This window comes from Zestomonas carbonaria (assembly GCF_904061905.1).
Classification (GTDB): domain Bacteria; phylum Pseudomonadota; class Gammaproteobacteria; order Pseudomonadales; family Pseudomonadaceae; genus Aquipseudomonas; species Aquipseudomonas carbonaria.
In genome coordinates this window covers 38,369-56,250 of record NZ_CAJFCI010000056.1, presented here as the reverse complement: position 1 = coordinate 56,250, position 17,882 = coordinate 38,369, and the positions used below count along the sequence as shown (strand labels likewise).

Annotated in this window: 15 protein-coding genes, 1 tRNA gene and 1 pseudogene; 5 read left to right on the top strand and 12 right to left on the bottom strand. The window is 54.8% G+C overall.

Annotated features, from left to right (window positions below; translation table 11 throughout):
- Nucleotides 1-241: 241 nt before the first annotated feature.
- The 5 genes from PSEWESI4_RS14225 to PSEWESI4_RS25325 form a co-directional block, all read right to left on the bottom strand.
- Nucleotides 242-1,381: a Fic family protein gene (locus PSEWESI4_RS14225; protein ID WP_187671869.1), complete on the bottom strand. Its 1,140-nt coding sequence runs from the start codon at nt 1,379-1,381 to the stop codon at nt 242-244.
- A 214-nt stretch (nt 1,382-1,595) separates the two neighbouring features.
- Entirely contained in the window at nt 1,596-2,024 is a 429-nt protein-coding gene (locus tag PSEWESI4_RS14220; protein ID WP_187671868.1) for a hypothetical protein, read from the bottom strand.
- A gap of 164 nt (nt 2,025-2,188) precedes the next feature.
- A complete protein-coding gene (gene mobC / locus PSEWESI4_RS14215; protein ID WP_187671867.1) occupies nt 2,189-2,725 on the bottom strand; it encodes a plasmid mobilization relaxosome protein MobC in 537 nt (178 codons plus the stop codon).
- A 621-nt stretch (nt 2,726-3,346) separates the two neighbouring features.
- Complete coding sequence (gene trfA, locus PSEWESI4_RS14210; protein ID WP_187671866.1) at nt 3,347-4,243, bottom strand: plasmid replication initiator TrfA; 897 nt, start codon at nt 4,241-4,243, stop codon at nt 3,347-3,349.
- A 9-nt stretch (nt 4,244-4,252) separates the two neighbouring features.
- Nucleotides 4,253-4,471, bottom strand: a complete 219-nt coding sequence (locus tag PSEWESI4_RS25325) for a DNA-binding protein (protein ID WP_328821897.1) — start codon at nt 4,469-4,471, stop codon at nt 4,253-4,255.
- Nucleotides 4,472-4,561: 90 nt separating this feature from the next.
- Between PSEWESI4_RS25325 and PSEWESI4_RS14205 the strand changes: the two genes are divergently transcribed.
- Nucleotides 4,562-5,812 (top strand): hypothetical protein, encoded by a 1,251-nt coding sequence (locus PSEWESI4_RS14205; RefSeq protein WP_187671865.1) that lies wholly within the window; start codon nt 4,562-4,564, stop codon nt 5,810-5,812.
- Between the two features lie 177 nt (nt 5,813-5,989).
- On the opposite strand, the pseudogene PSEWESI4_RS25200 reads toward PSEWESI4_RS14205, so the two are convergent.
- Nucleotides 5,990-6,151: pseudogene (locus tag PSEWESI4_RS25200) on the bottom strand (tyrosine-type recombinase/integrase); the annotation flags it as partial.
- Between the two features lie 78 nt (nt 6,152-6,229).
- Between PSEWESI4_RS25200 and PSEWESI4_RS14200 the strand changes: the two are divergent.
- Genes PSEWESI4_RS14200 through PSEWESI4_RS14185 form a run of 4 tightly spaced genes read left to right on the top strand, consistent with a single transcriptional unit; the run spans nt 6,230 to nt 11,470 of the window.
- Nucleotides 6,230-7,360, top strand: coding sequence for a tyrosine-type recombinase/integrase (locus PSEWESI4_RS14200; RefSeq protein ID WP_187671864.1), 1,131 nt, complete (start codon nt 6,230-6,232; stop codon nt 7,358-7,360).
- Nucleotides 7,357-9,048, top strand: a complete 1,692-nt coding sequence (locus PSEWESI4_RS14195; RefSeq protein ID WP_187671863.1) for a tyrosine-type recombinase/integrase — start codon at nt 7,357-7,359, stop codon at nt 9,046-9,048. The genes PSEWESI4_RS14200 and PSEWESI4_RS14195 overlap by 4 nt, the downstream gene beginning before the upstream one ends.
- Nucleotides 9,045-10,958, top strand: a complete 1,914-nt coding sequence (locus PSEWESI4_RS14190) for a site-specific integrase (RefSeq protein ID WP_187671862.1) — start codon at nt 9,045-9,047, stop codon at nt 10,956-10,958. The genes PSEWESI4_RS14195 and PSEWESI4_RS14190 overlap by 4 nt, the downstream gene beginning before the upstream one ends.
- Nucleotides 10,955-11,470 (top strand): hypothetical protein, encoded by a 516-nt coding sequence (locus PSEWESI4_RS14185; RefSeq protein ID WP_187671861.1) that lies wholly within the window; start codon nt 10,955-10,957, stop codon nt 11,468-11,470. Before PSEWESI4_RS14190 ends, PSEWESI4_RS14185 begins: the two co-directional genes overlap by 4 nt.
- Before the next feature lie 7 nt (nt 11,471-11,477).
- On the opposite strand, the gene PSEWESI4_RS14180 is transcribed toward PSEWESI4_RS14185, so the two are convergent.
- The 6 genes from PSEWESI4_RS14180 to PSEWESI4_RS14155 all read right to left on the bottom strand — a co-directional run bounded on the left by PSEWESI4_RS14180 (nt 11,478) and on the right by PSEWESI4_RS14155 (nt 17,869).
- Nucleotides 11,478-11,681 carry a hypothetical protein gene (locus tag PSEWESI4_RS14180; protein ID WP_187671860.1) on the bottom strand — a complete coding sequence of 68 codons (204 nt, stop codon included), beginning with the start codon at nt 11,679-11,681 and terminating at the stop codon, nt 11,478-11,480.
- A gap of 39 nt (nt 11,682-11,720) precedes the next feature.
- Entirely contained in the window at nt 11,721-11,888 is a 168-nt protein-coding gene (locus PSEWESI4_RS14175) for a hypothetical protein (RefSeq protein WP_187671859.1), read from the bottom strand.
- 28 nt (nt 11,889-11,916) lie between these two features.
- Complete coding sequence (locus tag PSEWESI4_RS14170) at nt 11,917-13,161, bottom strand: hypothetical protein (RefSeq protein ID WP_187671858.1); 1,245 nt, start codon at nt 13,159-13,161, stop codon at nt 11,917-11,919.
- A 77-nt stretch (nt 13,162-13,238) separates the two neighbouring features.
- Complete coding sequence (locus PSEWESI4_RS14165) at nt 13,239-15,419, bottom strand: hypothetical protein (RefSeq protein ID WP_187671857.1); 2,181 nt, start codon at nt 15,417-15,419, stop codon at nt 13,239-13,241.
- A 1,241-nt stretch (nt 15,420-16,660) separates the two neighbouring features.
- Nucleotides 16,661-17,665 carry a tyrosine-type recombinase/integrase gene (locus PSEWESI4_RS14160; protein ID WP_235978943.1) on the bottom strand — a complete coding sequence of 335 codons (1,005 nt, stop codon included), beginning with the start codon at nt 17,663-17,665 and terminating at the stop codon, nt 16,661-16,663.
- A 127-nt stretch (nt 17,666-17,792) separates the two neighbouring features.
- A tRNA-Ile gene (locus tag PSEWESI4_RS14155) sits at nt 17,793-17,869 on the bottom strand.
- Nucleotides 17,870-17,882 lie beyond the last annotated feature (13 nt).

Genomic DNA, 17,882 nt, shown 5'->3' with positions numbered 1-17,882 from the left:
TCGAAAATGAAAGGGCACACTTTACCCTAGTCAGCCGAAATGTGAAAAATGAGCAGCTCATTTTTCAGGGTTTGCGGTGGGCGGGTGCTCGTGATGTCGAGTAAGCCTGATCAGGTGCTACCCATTACCGGGCGCTGCATCGAGAGTCCTTATGCGCACGTCTACAGCTTTGACTGGGCCAGGCTGTCGGGCACCTACATCGGGCAGGAGCTTTCTTTCAATTTCTAGCAGGTCGCCAGAGTTAATCTGACGACCTGGCGGTGACGTTGAGGTGGTATCTGGTACTACGCCCGCCACCCGGTAGTCGGGCAAGGCAGCCCTTTTCAACAAGATCGCTCAGATGGCGTGTGGCGGTGGCTTTCGAGACCTTGGCCACGGACTGGTATTGGGCGGCGCTGATGCCGTTTTCGAAACCTCTCTCGCCGCCATCGAGCAGGCGGTTAAGCACTTTAATCTGCTCGGCAGATAAGGCCTGGCTGCGGTGAGCCTGCCAGAAGCGCGCCTTGACCAGCACGCGGTCGATGCGAGCAAGGGCCTGCTCCAAGCTCTTGAGCAGCGTGGCGAGGAACCATTGCAACCATGCGGTGATATCCGGCGTGCCTTTCTGGCTTGCTTCCAGAATGCGGTAATAGCCGGCGCGGTCGTCGAGGATGCTGGCCGACATGGCGTAAAAGCGGATGGCCTGTTGCTCGCCCTGAGCCAGTGCCAGGTCGGTGATGGCGCGAGTAAGGCGGCCGTTGCCGTCATCGAAGGGGTGCAGGGTAACGAACCAGAAGTGCGCAATGCCAGCACGCAGAAACGGGTCGAGGCTGGCATCGCTACGGCTGCTCTCGAACCAGGCGAGGAAGTCGTTCAGTTGCGCTTCCAGCCCTGCACGGGGTGGGGCCTCGAAATGCACGGTAGGGCGGTCGAGCCGGCCGGAAACTACCTGCATGGGCTCTTCGCCGCGCAGCATGCCGATGCGTAGCGGACGGGCCAGCAGGTGGTCATCGCTGGGGAATAGCCAGCCATGCCAGGTGAAAAGCCGCTGCAGATCGAGTGGCTGCTGATAGCCGCGGGTGGCATCGAGCAGCAGTTCCGCCAGGCCTTCGGAGCGTAAGGTAATGCGGCCTTCTTCGTTCAGCCCCAGGCGCCGCGCCAGTGATGAACGCACGGAGCCGACATTCAGCTGCTCACCCTCGATGGCTGATGAGGTGACGATGTTCTGCAGCATGGCATCCAGGCTGCTCTGAACTTCGGTGTCGTTGCCCACAGCCCCGAGCATTCCCAGCAAGCGGCCCTGAGCCTGGCTGCAAGCGCGCAGCAGCGGGGCAAGCGCATCGGCCTGCCAGCTGAAGTGCGGCCAGTTGGGCTGCTGCCAGATCCAGAGCGGGTCATTCATGGGGGGCTGCTCGTCTGTGAGCCGGTTAGAGAACTTATTCGGCTCACTTGATGAGCCGAATAATGCCAACTATTCGGCTCACTGTCTAATCTTCACAGCCAGGCTGTCGGGTGTATATATCGTGTCGAGAATCAGTGCTTAGATTTTCGCGTGCGCGAAAATCACAGTCGAGAGGTGGGCTCATTTTCTGAGCCAAAGCTAATTCGGCTCCACCTTAGATCGCCCCTTCAGAGCGAAGTTGCTCCAGGGCTTGCGTGTACAAGGTCTCAGCATGCAGTGAGATCTCATCAATGGTCATGCGATTTAGGACAGACAAATAGTCCTCCCCGTCTGGCGTTATTGGTCTTGTGGGCCATGCGGTGCTCGTATTAGTAGCCATGCGGCGAAGCTCAGAAATCTTCCGTTGCTCAGCGGCGGCACAAGGTAGTGACTCCAAGGCAGCAGCAATGGCCAGTAGCTTGATCTTGTAGCGCTCTATGGCTTGATCAGCAGTCTCACCAGGCCTGACGATGAATGACATCAGCTCATTCTCTTCGTTGACGGCAAACCAGAGCGCTCGATGCAGCTCGTCCATGTCAGCAAACAGGCTCCTATACTCGGGTAGCAATAGAGCAAAGAGACTGTCTTTCTCTTTCTGTGTCATAGCATGCCCTCAGTGGCTCACGGAGCAGGGTGGCTGAAAATTCTTCCTGAGCCGATTGTAGTTTTTCGCGCCCGCGAAAATCGGTGCTGCCAGGAATTTTCGCGCGCGCGAAAAAAAGCGCGTGAACTGAATTCCATCGCACCGAAGCCGAAACAGGTGGTGTATCACCCCTCAACACCCCAGCTCTGACACGTGGCTCTGATGACTGTGCGAATACCCTGCTTGGTGTTTTCAATGCTTGTGGGCAGTTTTGAAAGAGCATCCAAGTCGACATGCTTGTTATAGTTCTGGGTGGAGTTTAAGTGTCTGGCTATTTGGTTGATATTTCTACCTATTGCCGATAGTTCGCGGACCATTGCTCGCAGCATCAGCACCTCCTTTTCAGTAGCGACTGGTGCGTTACTAACGTGCGACTGCACCAGTGCGGAGATCCACCTGCTGGTGGCCATTCCTTTTGCTTCTGCGCGCAGCTTCACTGAGTCCATTAGAAACTCTGCCAATGCAATGGTTAAGCGCTCCGTGCCTATTCGTTCAGGTACAGGCTCTGCTGCTTTGAGGGCTTCGTTTTTTCCTATCTCGGCTAATACCAGCCGCCTCAGAAGCTCTGAGGGGGTCAGGTTTTGGCTTTTTGCTGTGCGCTCAAATTGGCTTTTCTCACTCCGCCCAATCCTGGTTATTAGTGTTGCAGTTTTGATCGGCACTGGGCTTCTCCTGGGTGTTTGCCTATTTGTAATACGAAATACGCGCGAAAGCCTATCCTGCACTAGCTATTCAAGTTTCTCGATTTTCATGCCTATGGAGAACAAGTTGATAACAATAGGAGAACAAAACGAGAACAAAACGAGAACAAAACGAGAACAAAACGAGAACAAAACGAGAACAAGGCGTGAACAAAACGAGGGCGAGGTGTGGGCTAAAAGAAATCAACAGGTAAAAATTGGAAGGATTGGTGATTTTTTCGAAGCGCAGTGAAAGGTGTCTGGTTTTCCATGTTTATAGAGTTCGGCAGGTCGCCCTAATGGGGGGATTTGTGTTGTGCAGATTGCTTTGGGTGTGCGGCTTGGGGGAGGGGAGCAGGGGTTAATCGGCTTTTTCTCGGCTGGTGATTGGCGTGTAAAGCACGATTAGAAATGATTATAAAAGATTAGGGCTTTTGCCCTGGCTGCTCAAAGCCTCTGGTATCAAGGGCTGTACGGTGTTTTCGTAGTGGATTCGTTAGCCAGCGCTTCGGGGTTTTCTAGCCACCACTACGGTATTTTTTAGTCAGCGCTTCGGTATGTGCTAGCCACCGCTACGGTATTTTCTAGCCACCGCTACGGTACTCAGTGAGGACTTTTGGGTGGCCGTGGCGGTCGCTTGCCCAGGTGTTTTCGCTGCGTTTTTGTCGGCTGTCGTACGACCTGCACTGTCATCTTTTGGATGGAGTAGCTGAAGGGGTGAGCATGCTCATTGCTGGCCTGGGCCAGGGCATCCAGCGCTCTGCGCAGATTCTGCTCGCCGCTGCTTGCTGATTGATCATTGCTGCCGGCCAGGCGCAGGAGCGTTGCGATGCTCACTGGATATGGCTTGGCATGACTAGAAAAATAACCATGTAGCCATTGCGCCAATGGCTTGCCTGAAAGCGAGCGCCGGACATCCCAATCTATCCGTGTGAATGCTCCTTGTACGAATAGATCGCAGAGCTTTGGGTTCAGGCGTATGACATATCGACCGGTGCTTTCGTCTCGGAAAGCCTCGTCGATCAGGCTCCCCATATAGCTGTAGTTGCCATGCGTTACCTCCACTGCCGAGGCTTTCAAGCGGACTATGCAGTTATGCAGGGTTCTCCGGTTTGTACCAGCGTCGGATTTGCTTTGTAGTTTCAACAGCTGGTAGCTGGTCGTTCGTATCTCGTAACTCTGAGCGTTTGAGCGAGCAAGATGCAAAACTGTCTCCCATACATCCAGGTCGCCCTGGCCTAGGCCGGGGCCACTATAGAGGATTCGCATGTCTCCCTGAGCGTGTAGTTGCTCGCGGGAAATGTAGCGTCGACTGCCTCTAGTCGTTGCGGAAAATAGTGCTGAGCGGAGCACAGCGTTTGGTACGCCGCGGGTTTCCTCTGGCCAAAAAGGTATCTGGAAAAAAGGCATAGCTGCGGTAGGTTGGGCATGCTCTACCTTCGATTTGGGGCGCTCTAATGCTCTTTGCTGTATCCGAGCAACTTTGTCAGCTAGCTGCATCGTGGTTCGTTAGGCTTCGTCAATGAACTGAGCAATAGACACAACGCGAAAATAAACACGGCGACCGATTTTTATTCGTGCCGGTTTTAGTTTTCGGGAGATTTCATTGTCACCGGACAGGGTTATGCGTAGTCCTTCCGGGCTGCGGTGAAGTATTTCGGCTACTTGTCCTAGAGACAGGAGCGGTGAGCCCCCATTGCTGCTTAATATCAACTCTTCGGTAGTCATCGTTAGTTACGCCTACATGCGAAATGTAGGTTGAACTTTACGCAGCGTTATACTTAGGATGGAGACAGATTTTTTAGGTTTTGAGTTGACATGAAACGTGCCAAAAGCTTTGCTTTCCATCTCCAGTCGCTTCAGGCGTTTGATCATTGCGATCCGGAATTTGCCAAAGCTCTAGATCTGTTTTCTAAATCCTTGACTCCTTCCCATAGTCTGACATCTCGAAGGTATTCCGTCTGGTCAGCGGTCAGGTCGTTTTTAGATGAAATATTCGTGTGTGTGGTCGAGAGCTACTCTGGGGTATGGCAGGCTGAACTATTGGATCGCGTAAAGTTGTCAGAAATGTGTAAGAGTCCGCCGGTCTGGCGCGCTGATCCTAAAATCTTTGAGAGTCCTAGCGGTTATTGTCGGGCAGAGCTGAATGTTTTCAAGGTTGATAAGTTAGAGGTTAAGGCGGCTGATACGTTGTCGATCAACTGGCAGGTATCTAATCTTGAGCTGTGGGATGCAAATCTGAGGTATGCGATTCGAAGTGCCCAAGAAGCAGCGAGTGATTCAAATGAGTCTTCCTGTAATCGATTTTGCGGCACGCTGGATACTGTAAGGGGGCTTTTCGATTTTCTGGCTGCTCTACGCCCGGGCCGCACGATGCACTATGGCAATTGGCTGAGTGATAGTCGGACTAGGCCGCAGGCGACCTCATATTGCGCACTCTGTTGGCGTACGACCAAGCGTTGGGCGGCGTTTACGGATGCCGAGGATGGGGCTGGTAGATACTCCCCCGATGCTAGATGGCGTAAGTTGAGTAACCGCTACTGTGAGATCCACGATCCCAGTGATCCTGATTCCATGTATCACTGTGATCTTCCCTACAAGCCAGCATTTCTCCGCGAGCTGGAGGCTTTAATGCAGCGGGGTCGATCCGAATTTTTGTTTCGTTTTCCATTGCCAAATGGCGCCGATATACAAGAGCTGCGTAAGACTGCTTATGATCAGGTGCATGCGGGATTACGGCCCGCTACGACTTCTCTTTCAGTTACGCCGGGGCTGCGTGAAAGGGTTTGGGTGCTGCATAGAGAAGGGCTGCGCCAGGCTGAAATTGCTAGGCGGCTTGGCGTTTCTCGGCAGGCAGTATCTAAGGCCTGGAAAAGCCTTAAGGAGTTGGTCAGTCAGCGTCAGGCTGAGGTCTATATCAATCCTGTGACCGGAGAGCCAGATATAGCGCCTAGTGTGTTAGCTGATCTGGCATCACTCCACGCGCAGGGGGTGCCAATCGCTGAAATTGCACGGCGCACGCGGTTGCTGAAACGCACGGTTGAGGTTCTGATTTACCGCGCTGGCTGAAGCATTCGGTACGACCTTCTAATTCTGGCGTACTGCGGTGACAAGCTCGCATGATTCTAGGTGGGCTCCCCCAGGCCGGGCGGACAAGTCCGCCCGGCCTGGGGGAGCAGTATTGAGAGGCGGGTGATTCAGAACATTCTGGTTCATCCTGATTCGGGCGCGCTTGTGCTCAGGCCTTTACGTGTCCCTCTTGAGCCTATCCAATTTTTCGACCAAGTCCTCAGCCCGCAGGTGCGTGTAGCGCTTCAGCATCTGCATCGACTTGTGCCCGCTGATGGCGGACACCTCCTGGTCGGATAGGCCGCCCTCGACCAATCGGCTTACCGCCTCATGTTCTACTAGCATCAAGGTGTTGCTGACAAATATCCTTAAGAATCAGCACACTACCATCATGGTGTTGGTAGAAAGGAAAGGCCTATGCGGGTGTTCTACACGGATGAGAGTTTCGAGCTGAATGGCGTGCCCTTGCCAGGGATTCCGTTCCTGGCCAACGCCGATGCAGAGCTGATCGAGCCGGCCAATCGTTACCTTTTCCACATCGCGGTCGTGCGAGGGCGCACTCGTTCTCCTGCCACCTGGCGAACCTACGCTGACCACCTCTACGAGTTTTTCTCCTTCCTCGAAGAGAACGCTTTGTTCTGGAGCCGGGTGACTCAGGAGCACATCGCGGTCTGGCGCAACTCGATGCTGGATCGTGGCCTGTCCCGCTCCACGATCAACAAGCGCCTTTCGACCACCAGCGCGTTCTACACCTGGTGCGCTCGCCAGGGGTTGGCCGAACAGTTGCCTTTCGAAACCCAGGATGTGCTCGTGGCGAAGCCGAAAGGATTTCTGGCCCACGTCGATGCTTCAGGGAATCGTGTTCAGGCCAATGAGTTGACCTTGCGCATTCACCAGCAACTCCCCAAGTTCCTGAGCATCCCGGAAGCCGTCCAGTTTATCGGGGCGCTGTCGCCTCGCAGGACGCAACTGGTGGCCTACCTGATGTTGCTATGTGGTCTGCGTCGTGAGGAGGCTTGCGCGCTCGATGTTCGGGTCCTGCCGACGCCGGCCGGACATTCCTCAGGTAAGGCCATCAAGATGACACTCGATCCAAGCCTTACGCCGACTAAGGGCTCCAAGGAGCGTTGGGTGATGGTGCCATACGACCTGGCCGGTCACCTGTTCGACTACATGATGCGGGAGCGACCGAAACTCGCCCAGATGTACCGCAAGCATCATGGTGCGGAGACGACCAAGCTCTTCCTGACCAGGGCCGGCGATGCATTGTCATTGGATGGCCTGGATGTGAGCTTTCAGCGCGCGTCGGCCAAGTCTGGGGTGAAGTGCACGCCTCATCGCCTCCGGCATACCTTCGGCACCTACGAGTTTTTGCGCATGTCCGAGCGGCGCGGAACGGATGGTGCGTTGCACTGGGTGCGGGATCGTCTGGGCCATTCGAGCATCACCACCACCGAGGTTTATGTGCATGCGGCGGACTTACTGAAACATGATGAGGTGGACGGTTACGTTGAAGAAGTTCTGCAGCGCATGGGGAGTCGTTCATGATTGGCAGGAAGCGGGTCGTCCGGAAAGTCGAGTCCATCACTCTGGATGGAACTGTCGTCGATTTGCCGCCGGCATGGTGCTTCACCATCCGCTGTCAGCACCATGGTGAAATCCGCCTCGATTTCGCCCCCTGGCGCCGGCGTGGCCGCGACGATCTGGTGACGCATGTGCGGGATGCCGTGTGGTCGCTGCGACATGAACTGGTGGGGATTACCCTGCAAGGGATATTTCAGAACCTTGCCACTTACTTTTGGCCATTTCTGGATGACCTTGAGGAGAGCGGTTGCGCTGTTAGCCACTTGAGCCAGATTGACGAGAAGGTAGTCAGAGATTTCCTGGCGTGGCTCGAACGACGCATCGCTGGCGGAGGCCGGCGGGCCGGTCAGCCGCTGTCGCTCTCGGCGAAGAAAAACGGCTATTCTGCGCTGAAGACGGTACTGACCAACCGGATGAAAAAAACGCCGGAGTCGGTCAGCGCTCAGTTGAGGTTCCCCAAGTCGCCCTTCCCCAATATCAATCGGTTGGTGCCGAAGCGCGCGTCCTATAGCAAGGGCGAGCAGAGCAGGATCGTTGCAGCGTGCAATCAAGACTTGAAGCGGATCCACGACCAGCGAGGCGGAGACGCTTTGTCGTCGGCCCAGGTGTTGGCGGTGCACCTGATCGTCTTGGCATTGGCCACCGGCCGGAACTTTCAAGGCCTGCTTGAGCTGCGACGAGACAGCCTAAAACCCCATCCGCTCAAGGATCGGGAAGTCCTCATCACTGAAAAACGCCGCAGCGGTTCCACGCATGTCGCATCATATCGGGCGCAGGCCGCCGACCAGGGGGCTGAGCAAGAGCAAATACTCACGATCCCCACCACCGTGGGCAACCACTTCCGGTGGCTGGCTGAATTCACCCGCTCATTGAGCGATGAAGCGCGCGCCGAGGAACGCGACTTTGTGTTCCTGTGGCAGGTGCCCTATACCGGGCGCCACCCGAGATCCACCCGTCAGGGACGGGTCAACCGCTTCACCCAAGTGGATGCCCGAAACGCCATTGCGGATTTCGTGGCGCGGCATGGACTGGTCGATGACCGTGGGGAGCGCCTTCTCTTCAGCGTCGCTCGTTGCCGCCCGACTTTCGGCACCAACCTGTATGCCCGAACACGAGATATTCGCAAGGTCCAACTCGCGCTGGGCCATGCATCCGCCGAGACCACCGCACGCCACTATGTGTCGTTACCGGCAGTTGCTGAGCGGGATCATGTCTTTGTGGGTCAAGCGATGGTGGGCTGGATCACTTCCGCGGATGAGACAAAAGCCACGGCGCTGGCCGCCGATGGCAGGATTCCGCTGCAGAACGTGCACGAACTCCTGAGCGGCGGATACAACACCGTCGTTGCTCGCTGCAAGAATCCCTTTCGCGAGGGAGGAGAGGTTTGCGGCAAGTACATGGTCTGCTTCAGATGCCCGCAGATGGTGGTTTTCGAGGACGATCTCTGGAAGATGTTCAGCTTCTACAACAAGTTGCTTGCCGAAAGAAACAAGATCGCCCCGCATCACTGGGTCAAGACATACGGCTGGGTCATCAAGACCATCGACAACGACATAGCAACGCAATTTCCGGCTGACCTGGTCGAGGCAGCAAAGAGCAAAGCTAGGCTGACACCTCATCCCGCCTGGGCGGTCTCTGGAGCCGCGTTATGATCCCGCTGCCGCTTGACGTTACTCGCCTGGCAGGCCTGACTTTCCTGCAAAAAGCACGTCTGCCTGTCTCGGTCGCCGTCGATACAGCAGGCTCGCCGGTGGTAATCAGCCGGTACGAAGATGACGTCTGGAATTTCTGGCCGTACATCTCGCGGGAGAATGCCAAGGACGGTGAAAAGCGGATCATCTGGGGTATCGGGCTGCCGGACGGTTCAAGGCTGACCGACGAAGCGCATCGTAGCTTGCTGGCTTCGGCCAAGGATTTCATTTGGTCGCTTCATGTCGATCCCATCGAGGGCGGGAAGCGCCCGGGGCTGAAGACACTGATCTCCCTGATGGGCAACCTAGCGTTTCTGCTGCGTTGGATGGTCAGTCAAGGCATCACCAGGTTTGCCCAGTTGGATGGCAGAACCCTGGAGTATGTAGTGGCAGCCAAGGATGGAAAGTCCGCCAAAAGTACCGTGATGAAGAGGTTGCTCCTGGTCGAGAAGTTGTATGCGCAGGTGGGGAAGATCGATGACTGCCTGCCGTCTCATCCTTGGCCATTTGAAAGTGCTGCCCTGCTGGCCGGCATGGACCAACGCATGGCCCACCGAGTGCCGAAAACGCCGGTGATTCCCGAGTCGGTGTTCGTACCGCTTGCTCAGAAAGCCATTGAGTACGTTGAGCAGCGTGCGCCGGCGATCTTGGTCGTTCAGGCCGAGGCGGCGCAGGCCATGGCGGCAGCCGAGGCGCGTGGCGTGAAAGGGCATGCCTATCGACATGTCTTTGGTACGGAAGTGGCCAGGGCACACGGCTATGCAGGGCTCAGAGAACTGCATGCCGAAATGGCGCTACTCAGGACGGCCAGCTACATCTGCATCAACATGTTCTCCGGCCTGCGCAACTCCGAAATGATGTCCTTGGAGTCCGGGTGCATCTCAAGGGAGCCCGGAATCGATGGCAGCTACGAGTGCATCTGGTTGCATGGCACGATCTACAAGACCGGCGAGCGACCGCACAAATGGTTGGTCCCGCCGATTGTGGCGCGGGCGGTCGATCTCGCTGAGCGCATGATCGAGCCTTTCCAATCGATGCTTCGAGACGAAGAGAGGAGGCTTCGCAAGCTGGAAACCATCGAGTCGAAGCATGCAAAACGCTTGGCGGAAATTTCCAGGAGCAGGAACAAGTTGTTCCTAGCGACACACTATAGCCAGCAGGGACCGGTGGCCGTGATGCCGGGCGGTGCCGCCGTCAATAAATGGCTGAAGGATTTCTGCCAGCATTTCCAGATCCGTGACGACAACGGCGAGGTTTGGGATCTTGCCTCTCACCAGTTCCGGCGCACGTTTGCCTACAACTATGCTCGTTCGGAGCTGGGGGATCTGCTGTACCTAAAAGAGCACTATGGGCACTGGAGCCTCGACATGACCATGTTGTATGCCGACGGCGGGGCCGACGAGTACCAGATCGATAACGGCCTGCTGGACGACGTGGTGCGCGCTAAACAGGAGCGCCAAGCGGAGATACTGGCCGGTTACCTCGGCTCCGATACCCCCTTGGCCAAAGGTGAGGATTGGCTGGGCACGTGGCGCCCCATGGTTCGCACCGCCAAGAACAAAGACGAGTTGATTCAGGAGTTGAGCAGCACGATCACCCTCAACGGTACCGGGCATAGTTGGTGCGCCGGTAATGCCAAAGGGGGCAGCTGCGGTGGGCTGTGTCTGTTCGAGGCCGATATGTGCGTCGACTGCAATATGGCGCTGATCGGCCCTGAACACCTTCCTGTTTGGAAAGAAATTGCTGAGCAGCAACTAGTGGTGCTGCAACTACCCGATATGGGCGTACCGGCCAAGAGCCGGGCCAACCGCATTCTGGAGAAAGCGAATCAGGTGATCAGCAAACTCGATGGCAGTAGGTCGGAATCATGAGCGGCGTGGACACAGCAGGTAATCCCGAGGCGCTACGGGCGCACAAGGAAGCGTCGCAGCGGCAGACCCGCCAAGAGCTAGAGTTGGCGCTCGCTCGCCTGAGAAATGGCAATCCGCGCCGCGTTAAGCGCGGCGCTGCGATCAGCGCAACGACAGTGGCGAGAGAAGCGGGTATCGATCGATCCACGCTTTATCGTTTCCACGAGCCCATCCTGACGGCGATCCGCAAGTTCAACGAAACCATGCCGAAGCAGCAACTGGAGGCTAAGCAAGGGGAGCTGGGGGAAGCACGGGCCAAGGCCCGCGAGTACCGGGAGGCGCTGGAGGCGGCGCGAGATGAAATTACTGCATGGGCTCGTCAGAACTATTTGCTGACTCACCGCGTACGGGAGCTTGAAGCCACTATCCAGCAGCGCGACAAGCTCATAGCGGACTTGCAGACTAGATTGACCGTGACTGCGAAGTCGGTCTCGCTGAGATCGGTCGGCGGGCCCCGCGATCAAACTGAGTGAGCCCGGGTCACTTGCAGAACGCAGGTGGTCCCAGCCGACGGCGCCGTTGGCTCGGAACTTTCTTGCGCATCGCTTCCCTGAGTCGTTCGGCGGCTTCAGCAAGAACGGCAGGATCTGCCTCCCGAATAGCCTTCAGCAGTTCCTCGCGCCGCCGAGCCTTGCCCTCCAATATCTCGGCAAAGCTGCTGTCTGACTGGTGAAAGTCGCTCATCTGGGCAACCTCGCGGATAGGGCTGTTATTTAGAGGGTATCACGCAGACCGAACTGGCGTGGGCAAAGGCGCGGGGTTGCCCGTGCCGAGACTTTTGGCCCAGGCCTCGACTAGCTGGTGATCGACCACCAGGTCGGTGTCCACGTCAGCCAACGCTTCGCGTGTCAGATTGGTGTACCTTTCTTCGTCATCGTTCAAGCTGGTCATTTCGCTTACGCCTCGCTGCGTTTAAACCTCAGTCAGGCACATGGAAGACGAGCACGGTGAGGATGAACTCCCGATTTGAATCTCCGGAATGGTGAAAAACATAGCGATAACCGCTCTCGTGTTTCCACGGAAGCGTCCGCTTGTAGTTCGGATGCTTTTCGGCTATCTCCTTGATGCCGCTTAATACTGTCGTGGTATCCGTTCCCCGGTTGAACACTAGGATTGCAGTCTTGGTGTCACGCCAAGCCGTGTAGCCAAGCAGCTGGTCGATCGTCTCGCCAAACTTCTTTGGACCTTTCCAGAATTTGCACTCGGCAATGAAGACGTTGCGGCCGTTTTCGCGGAGAAGAATGTCCGTCTTCCCATTGAGATTGAAGGTTTCGCCAGTGGCACGCCCCTCGAACTGGCCATTCAACTGGAACAGGAACTGATCACGTAGGTGTTCCTCGTTCTGCTTTGCGAATGCGCTGGGCGAGCGCTCCATCAGTGCGGCCATGTTCTGCATGACGGTCAATGCATACTCATAGTGTTCCATAGCCCAAGTAGGCTCTGGCTCAAAAGGAGTAGAAGTTGCTGGAGGCAGCGTAGGCTGCGCTTTCCGGCGAACCTCTGGCACTGCGTAGGTTTTGGGGGCGTTCGCCCGAACTTTTACCGGGATCCCAAGTGATGCCATGCGATTCTGATTCGCGAGCAGCCGTCCGCGTCGGTTTTCGATAGCTTGTTCTGCACGTTGCCGAAGGCTGGCATTGAAGTCATTCACTTGCCCGCGCCCCCATTTCAAGTGTTCCTCAATATCATTGAGCTGACGATCAATGTCGGAGCGGATATCAGGCGCGCTGTCGTTGGCAAACTCGAAGGCCAGAACAAGCTCCTGCCCGCGCACGACCGCACGAGGCGGATTCATGCTGAACTGGTTCGAGCGACAATAAAACAGTTCTGATTCACCTTCGAACGGCACCGCGATTTCGATGCGTTGCCCGGGCATTAGTACAGGGCGGCTCTTGTCATCAACCCATCGGCGTGGGTCATACCTGACGTCAACCTGTGCTTCTTGCTCAGTTGCGTAGCACTGATCTCGAAGAAGCGAGACAGGCTCAAGGCAGTATTTCTGCCCTAAGTACTCTGCGAGATCTGCCGGTGCAGTATTGAGAAGGCGATTTGGATCCAGGCTTTCGACTTCCTTCTGCATAGCAGCGATCTGGTTTTGGATAACGGTTCCCAAATCGTGGGTGGAGAAAAGATAGCCCTTGCTTTTATCTAAATAGCGAAGCATGAGAAAGCGCCCTCAATTGCGCTGTATTCTTATAAGCGTGTGCTGAAGGTATCTCGAAATACCTCCAGCATGCCGAGTCAAGCTAGAGCCTTTACCTTGTTGTACAGGTCGTAAAGGTGAAGTGCCGACATGTCTAGAATCGGCTCATACATAAATGAATTTAAGTGTATGTTTTCAGGGGTCATGAGGTTGACTTGCGAAAGCACCAAGAGCGCATTTTCTTCCTGCGAGTAAAGTCCGGCATATTTCTCGTATAGTTTCAATGTTTGATTTTTAGTAATCGCGCCAACGAAATCCCCATCAGCTATTTTGCTTATCATAAATTGTTCTGCTTTGAGGCGGATGCCTATTGATAGAGTTACTTTAACCTCCAGCTCTACATGGTCATCGCCGTTAGCTGCGAGGGCATCAGCTTGGTCAAATATGATCTGTATTACTGGTAAGTCTGGCGAGGGTAGGTCAAGGTCAGACTTGTCTAGAAGGGTGGATCTATAAATGGATTGCAGGTCAGCAACTTTAACATTTTCGCTGTTTGGCTTTATATGGAGCAGAGAGGTAAGGGTTTCGTACGCGGCACTTTCTTTGCCGTGGCAATATTCCGCCAGATTGCGCACAAATGGAATGCTTGCGACCAGGCATGTGGCACTGTTGGCTAGTTCGCCTTTCCAAACTAAGAAAGGATCGTTTTGGTATTTTTCCTCTATAAACGAAAGAGAGCCCTCTTGCTTCTTGACAAAGAGCCTTCGCGCTCTGGCTATGCCTAGTCGGCTGCTAATTGTTCGATGAAAATCAAAGTTGTGTGTGAGAAAAATGATTCGGAAATATTCGATTTTCGATATTTCATTCAGGTATTCGATTATGGCATATTTGTTTTTGTAGTCAAACGAATCGGCGATATCGTCTATTATGAATATGGTGGGTTGCTGTGATTCGCGACGAGCGTGCACTTCAAAAAGTATATTGAGTATATACAAGGCTCGTTTCTCGCCTTGGCTCAGAACCTGAAGCAATTGCTCCTCGTCGACGCCGCGCACCCCTCTGCCGTCGTCAAATTCGAACCCAATATTAGGTGCATCACCTTTAAGTATTACGTCTTTTTGATTGTGAATGAAAAGTTTGAATGGCACATAGAAACGGTCGTTGAATTGGGCTACTACAGAGGCCCACTTGGTGCTCTCTGACTGCGCTTGTTTGGCTGTAAGTGCCATAACGTCTTTGGCGCTCTCATAAGCAGCATGGAACATGTCGATGGTAGTTTTGGAGAGGTTGAAATAGGCAAGCCACAGCTTTTCTCTGAAATGCGTGAAGTCACCTAACTCTGGCAGAATTTCGGGGTGCTCTGCCAGGTAATCCCGGAATCTCTTCAGTTCGGCATTCTTTTGAAGCTGCTTGTCAACAGCTTCAAACTTGGATGTTAGTTCTTTGTCGCCCAGGATGCGTTCTTTTTCCTTGCTGATTAGTGCATCCAGCTCCTTGGCTGAGGTGATCTCTACTTTGGATTCTCCGTTGGCAACGTTTAGAGAGTGGTGTGCTTCAAAAAAACCATTCGAGACAAGGCTCTTGGAAACGTCGCCGGCTCCGGTCGGATTGAATTTTTTACTTAGAACCGGGGACTGGTCTACTAGCTCTTGATATTTTCCTATGTATTCTTTAAGTTGCTTGCTTAACTCTCCGGACTTTAATGCTGCAAACGTTTTGTCATTAAATATCTCGGAATAAGATATGTTGGAGAATTGAATATTTCCATCTAGTGCTTTTGCCTGGCCAGAGAAAAAGTCATAGATGCTTTCGAATTTAAAGACTTCCTTCAATTCGGCAGTCGGCAGTGTCTTTCCAGCAATCCCTGCATGTTTCTTAAGCTCTTGAAGCAGTGTGCTCAAGGTCTCTTCGATAAGCTTCACTGCGCTCTCATACTTCTCCCTAAGAGCAGGATTCACGAGTAGTGTAGATGAGTTGGCAGATGAGTACCGTTCGACGTATGGTTTAACCACGAATACGGACTCGCTGGTAACGGCGCCCTCTGGTTCTGAGGTAATTGTGCGAGTGGTCGGTCTGTCTGGAAAAATCAGATCCTGGCTTTCACGCTTCTCTTGAATGTCAAGAAAGGTTCGAGCCAGCGAGGTCTTCATAAAGCCATTAGGGGCATAAATCGAATATGAATATCCGGCTTTAACTTTTCCTTCGGATCGAAATGTGAACTTTTCTTTAAGCTTTCGAATCCCGTAGCAGTTCTCTAATTCAATATCCAAGACATCCATATCAGGCCTCGTGAAGTGGGGGCAGGTTTAGATGGTTTTTCCTAGGGGTTCAGCTAGATTTTAGACTGGTAACACAAGATTGTCGGGTGCTGGTCACTCGCGACTTCAAAAGGAGGGCAGTGTGACTCAAATCCCGGATGACCACCGCGGTCACACAATATTTCCGCACGCCTCAGGTCCCACGGCTGGCCCGTGGGTTGCCTCGTACTCTACATGGCGCATCGAGCCGAACAACTCGTACCGCGCAGTCTGTCAAGGCACATTACCTGGCGTATACCAATCGCCTGAAGAAGCTCATGCTGCCGCAGTAGCTGAAGCGAAGCGCAGTCTCGATGCGTTAATCGATTAGAGGTGACCCAAACGATGCGCTGTATTGGGCAGTGGCACCTCGGAACCCAACGCTTCCAGCAAGCAGACAGGCGACCGCAGGCGTCATCCAGCACCGGCCGCCGCTTATGTCAGAAGGTTAAGGCTCCCCAATTCACACCATGCAAACGCACCTCTCTCACTGCGCCAACTGCGGCAAAAGAACGGTCACGGTTTGGCAAAACTCTAGCGCCTATTGCTCCGAATGCGGGGCTTCACATGCGGACATGGCTCAGAGGGGGATGAATACCGCCGGCCCTTGGGATGACTGCCCTTTCTGTCAGGCTCGTCATTACTATGAACTCGTTGACGGCGAGCTGCGGTGTGAGGAGTGCGGGCTTGCCGTAGATGTAGCGCGGGCAAAGGATGAATCGCGCCCGCGTCTGATCTCATGCAGGCCGACTCGGGTGACATCCGGCTCCCTTCTTGAACTCGAATATTTCAGCAAAGACTCGCCTCTGCCAGTAATGCTTTCAGTCAGCTGGCTCCCGCAACACGGTCATACTGACGTACGGCTTCTCACTGAAAATTTCCCGGCGAGCCCTGCCGTATGTCGTATCGCCATTGAAGTCCCGCTAGGGGCAACATCGGCAGTAGTGGTCGATCGGTCTGGACGGTCAAGGAGGTGCGAGATCCCGATCGGTTTTATATCAGTGCCTCATTCGCCCACGAAACGATCCTGGTTGCGCCGACTTCTCGGCTTCAACTGAAAAGTGCTGCGCCAGACGTGGACCCCAAGGTCACGTTAACGCGGAGCGTCCACAAGGTGTACGAAGCCGTGCAGGGGGGGCCATGTACTAAGTCATTGGAAAACCTGCCCACCGCAGTTCGCGAAAACCGTAGCGCATGAATTCTCCGAATTCTGCGAGCTCCCCTTATGCGCAACGCATGAGGCCGATGCGGTCAGGCTCGACCCTTATAGGGTAATAGCTGTGTTTTGCGAAACATTTGCAATGTTGGGAGAATTCGTGTCGCAGATCGTGGAAGCGCAGATCAGGCATGCCGAGTTTTGTTTTCAGCAAACCCCAGGTCTTCGTGAAGGCGTAGGGGCTCCGCTTGCCGTTTTTGCCCGGTTCACCAAAGAACACTAGGTCGCAGTCAATCGGTCGTACTGGATTGTTAAGCGCAGCCTGGAAGGTTTCTGTGGCCCATTTGCTGAGTGGGACGGTACGTGCGCTGTCGTTCTTGGTGTCAGAAAGGCGCACCACGCGCTTTTTCATATCGACCTGATGCCTGCGCAGGGATGTGATCTCGGATGAGCGCATGCCGGTTTCCAGGGCGATGCGGACGATCCAGCCGAGCATGGGGTTGCTGTGATTGTTCACGGCGGTCAGCAGGCGGCGTTCTTCTTCTGCAGACAAGCGCCGGTCACGGCCTTCGCCGGGGCTGGGTTTACGGATGTTCAGTACCGGGTTGAAGCTCAGACCCAGGCCCCACTCCTGAATCGCCACGGTGAACAGGTGGCTGAGCAGGGCCAGCTCCAGGCGCACGGTGTTGTTGCTGGTGGGCTTGCCGCGATTGGTGATCGAGGCCAGGCGGGTGTCGCGGTAGCCGGCGATGATTTCAGCGGAGAGGGCGGCCATGGAGTATTTGCCCAGGTGGCTGATCAGTTGCTGGGCTTTGGTGGCTTCGGCACGCTGGGTGGTCGGCTTCTTGGTGGGGCTGATTTCGCTGAGGTAGCGCTTCAGCGCCATTTCCAAGGTCATGCGTTCGGAGCCGCTGCGCTGGATGTACACGCCCCTGACCATTTCGTCTTCGGTGCGGCGTGCCCAGTCTTCGGCATCACGCTTGGTGCGGAAGGTTTTGGTGTTGGTCGGCCAGCCGGTTTTGCGTACCAGAGCCTTCCATGTGCCTGCTTCCGTTTTGACGATGGTGGCCATTTTTCTTTGCTCCGAAGGCGTGCCGCTGTACCGGCACTGTACTGAATTTGTACCTTTGGACTATAGGACTGGTCTAGCTGCTTTTGCTGCGGATATGAAAAAGCCGCGCAGTGCGCGGCTTTGAAGGTGGTGGGCCCACACGGACTCGAACCGTGGACCAAAGGATTATGAGTCCTCTGCTCTAACCAACTGAGCTATAGGCCCTCAGAAGGAGCGG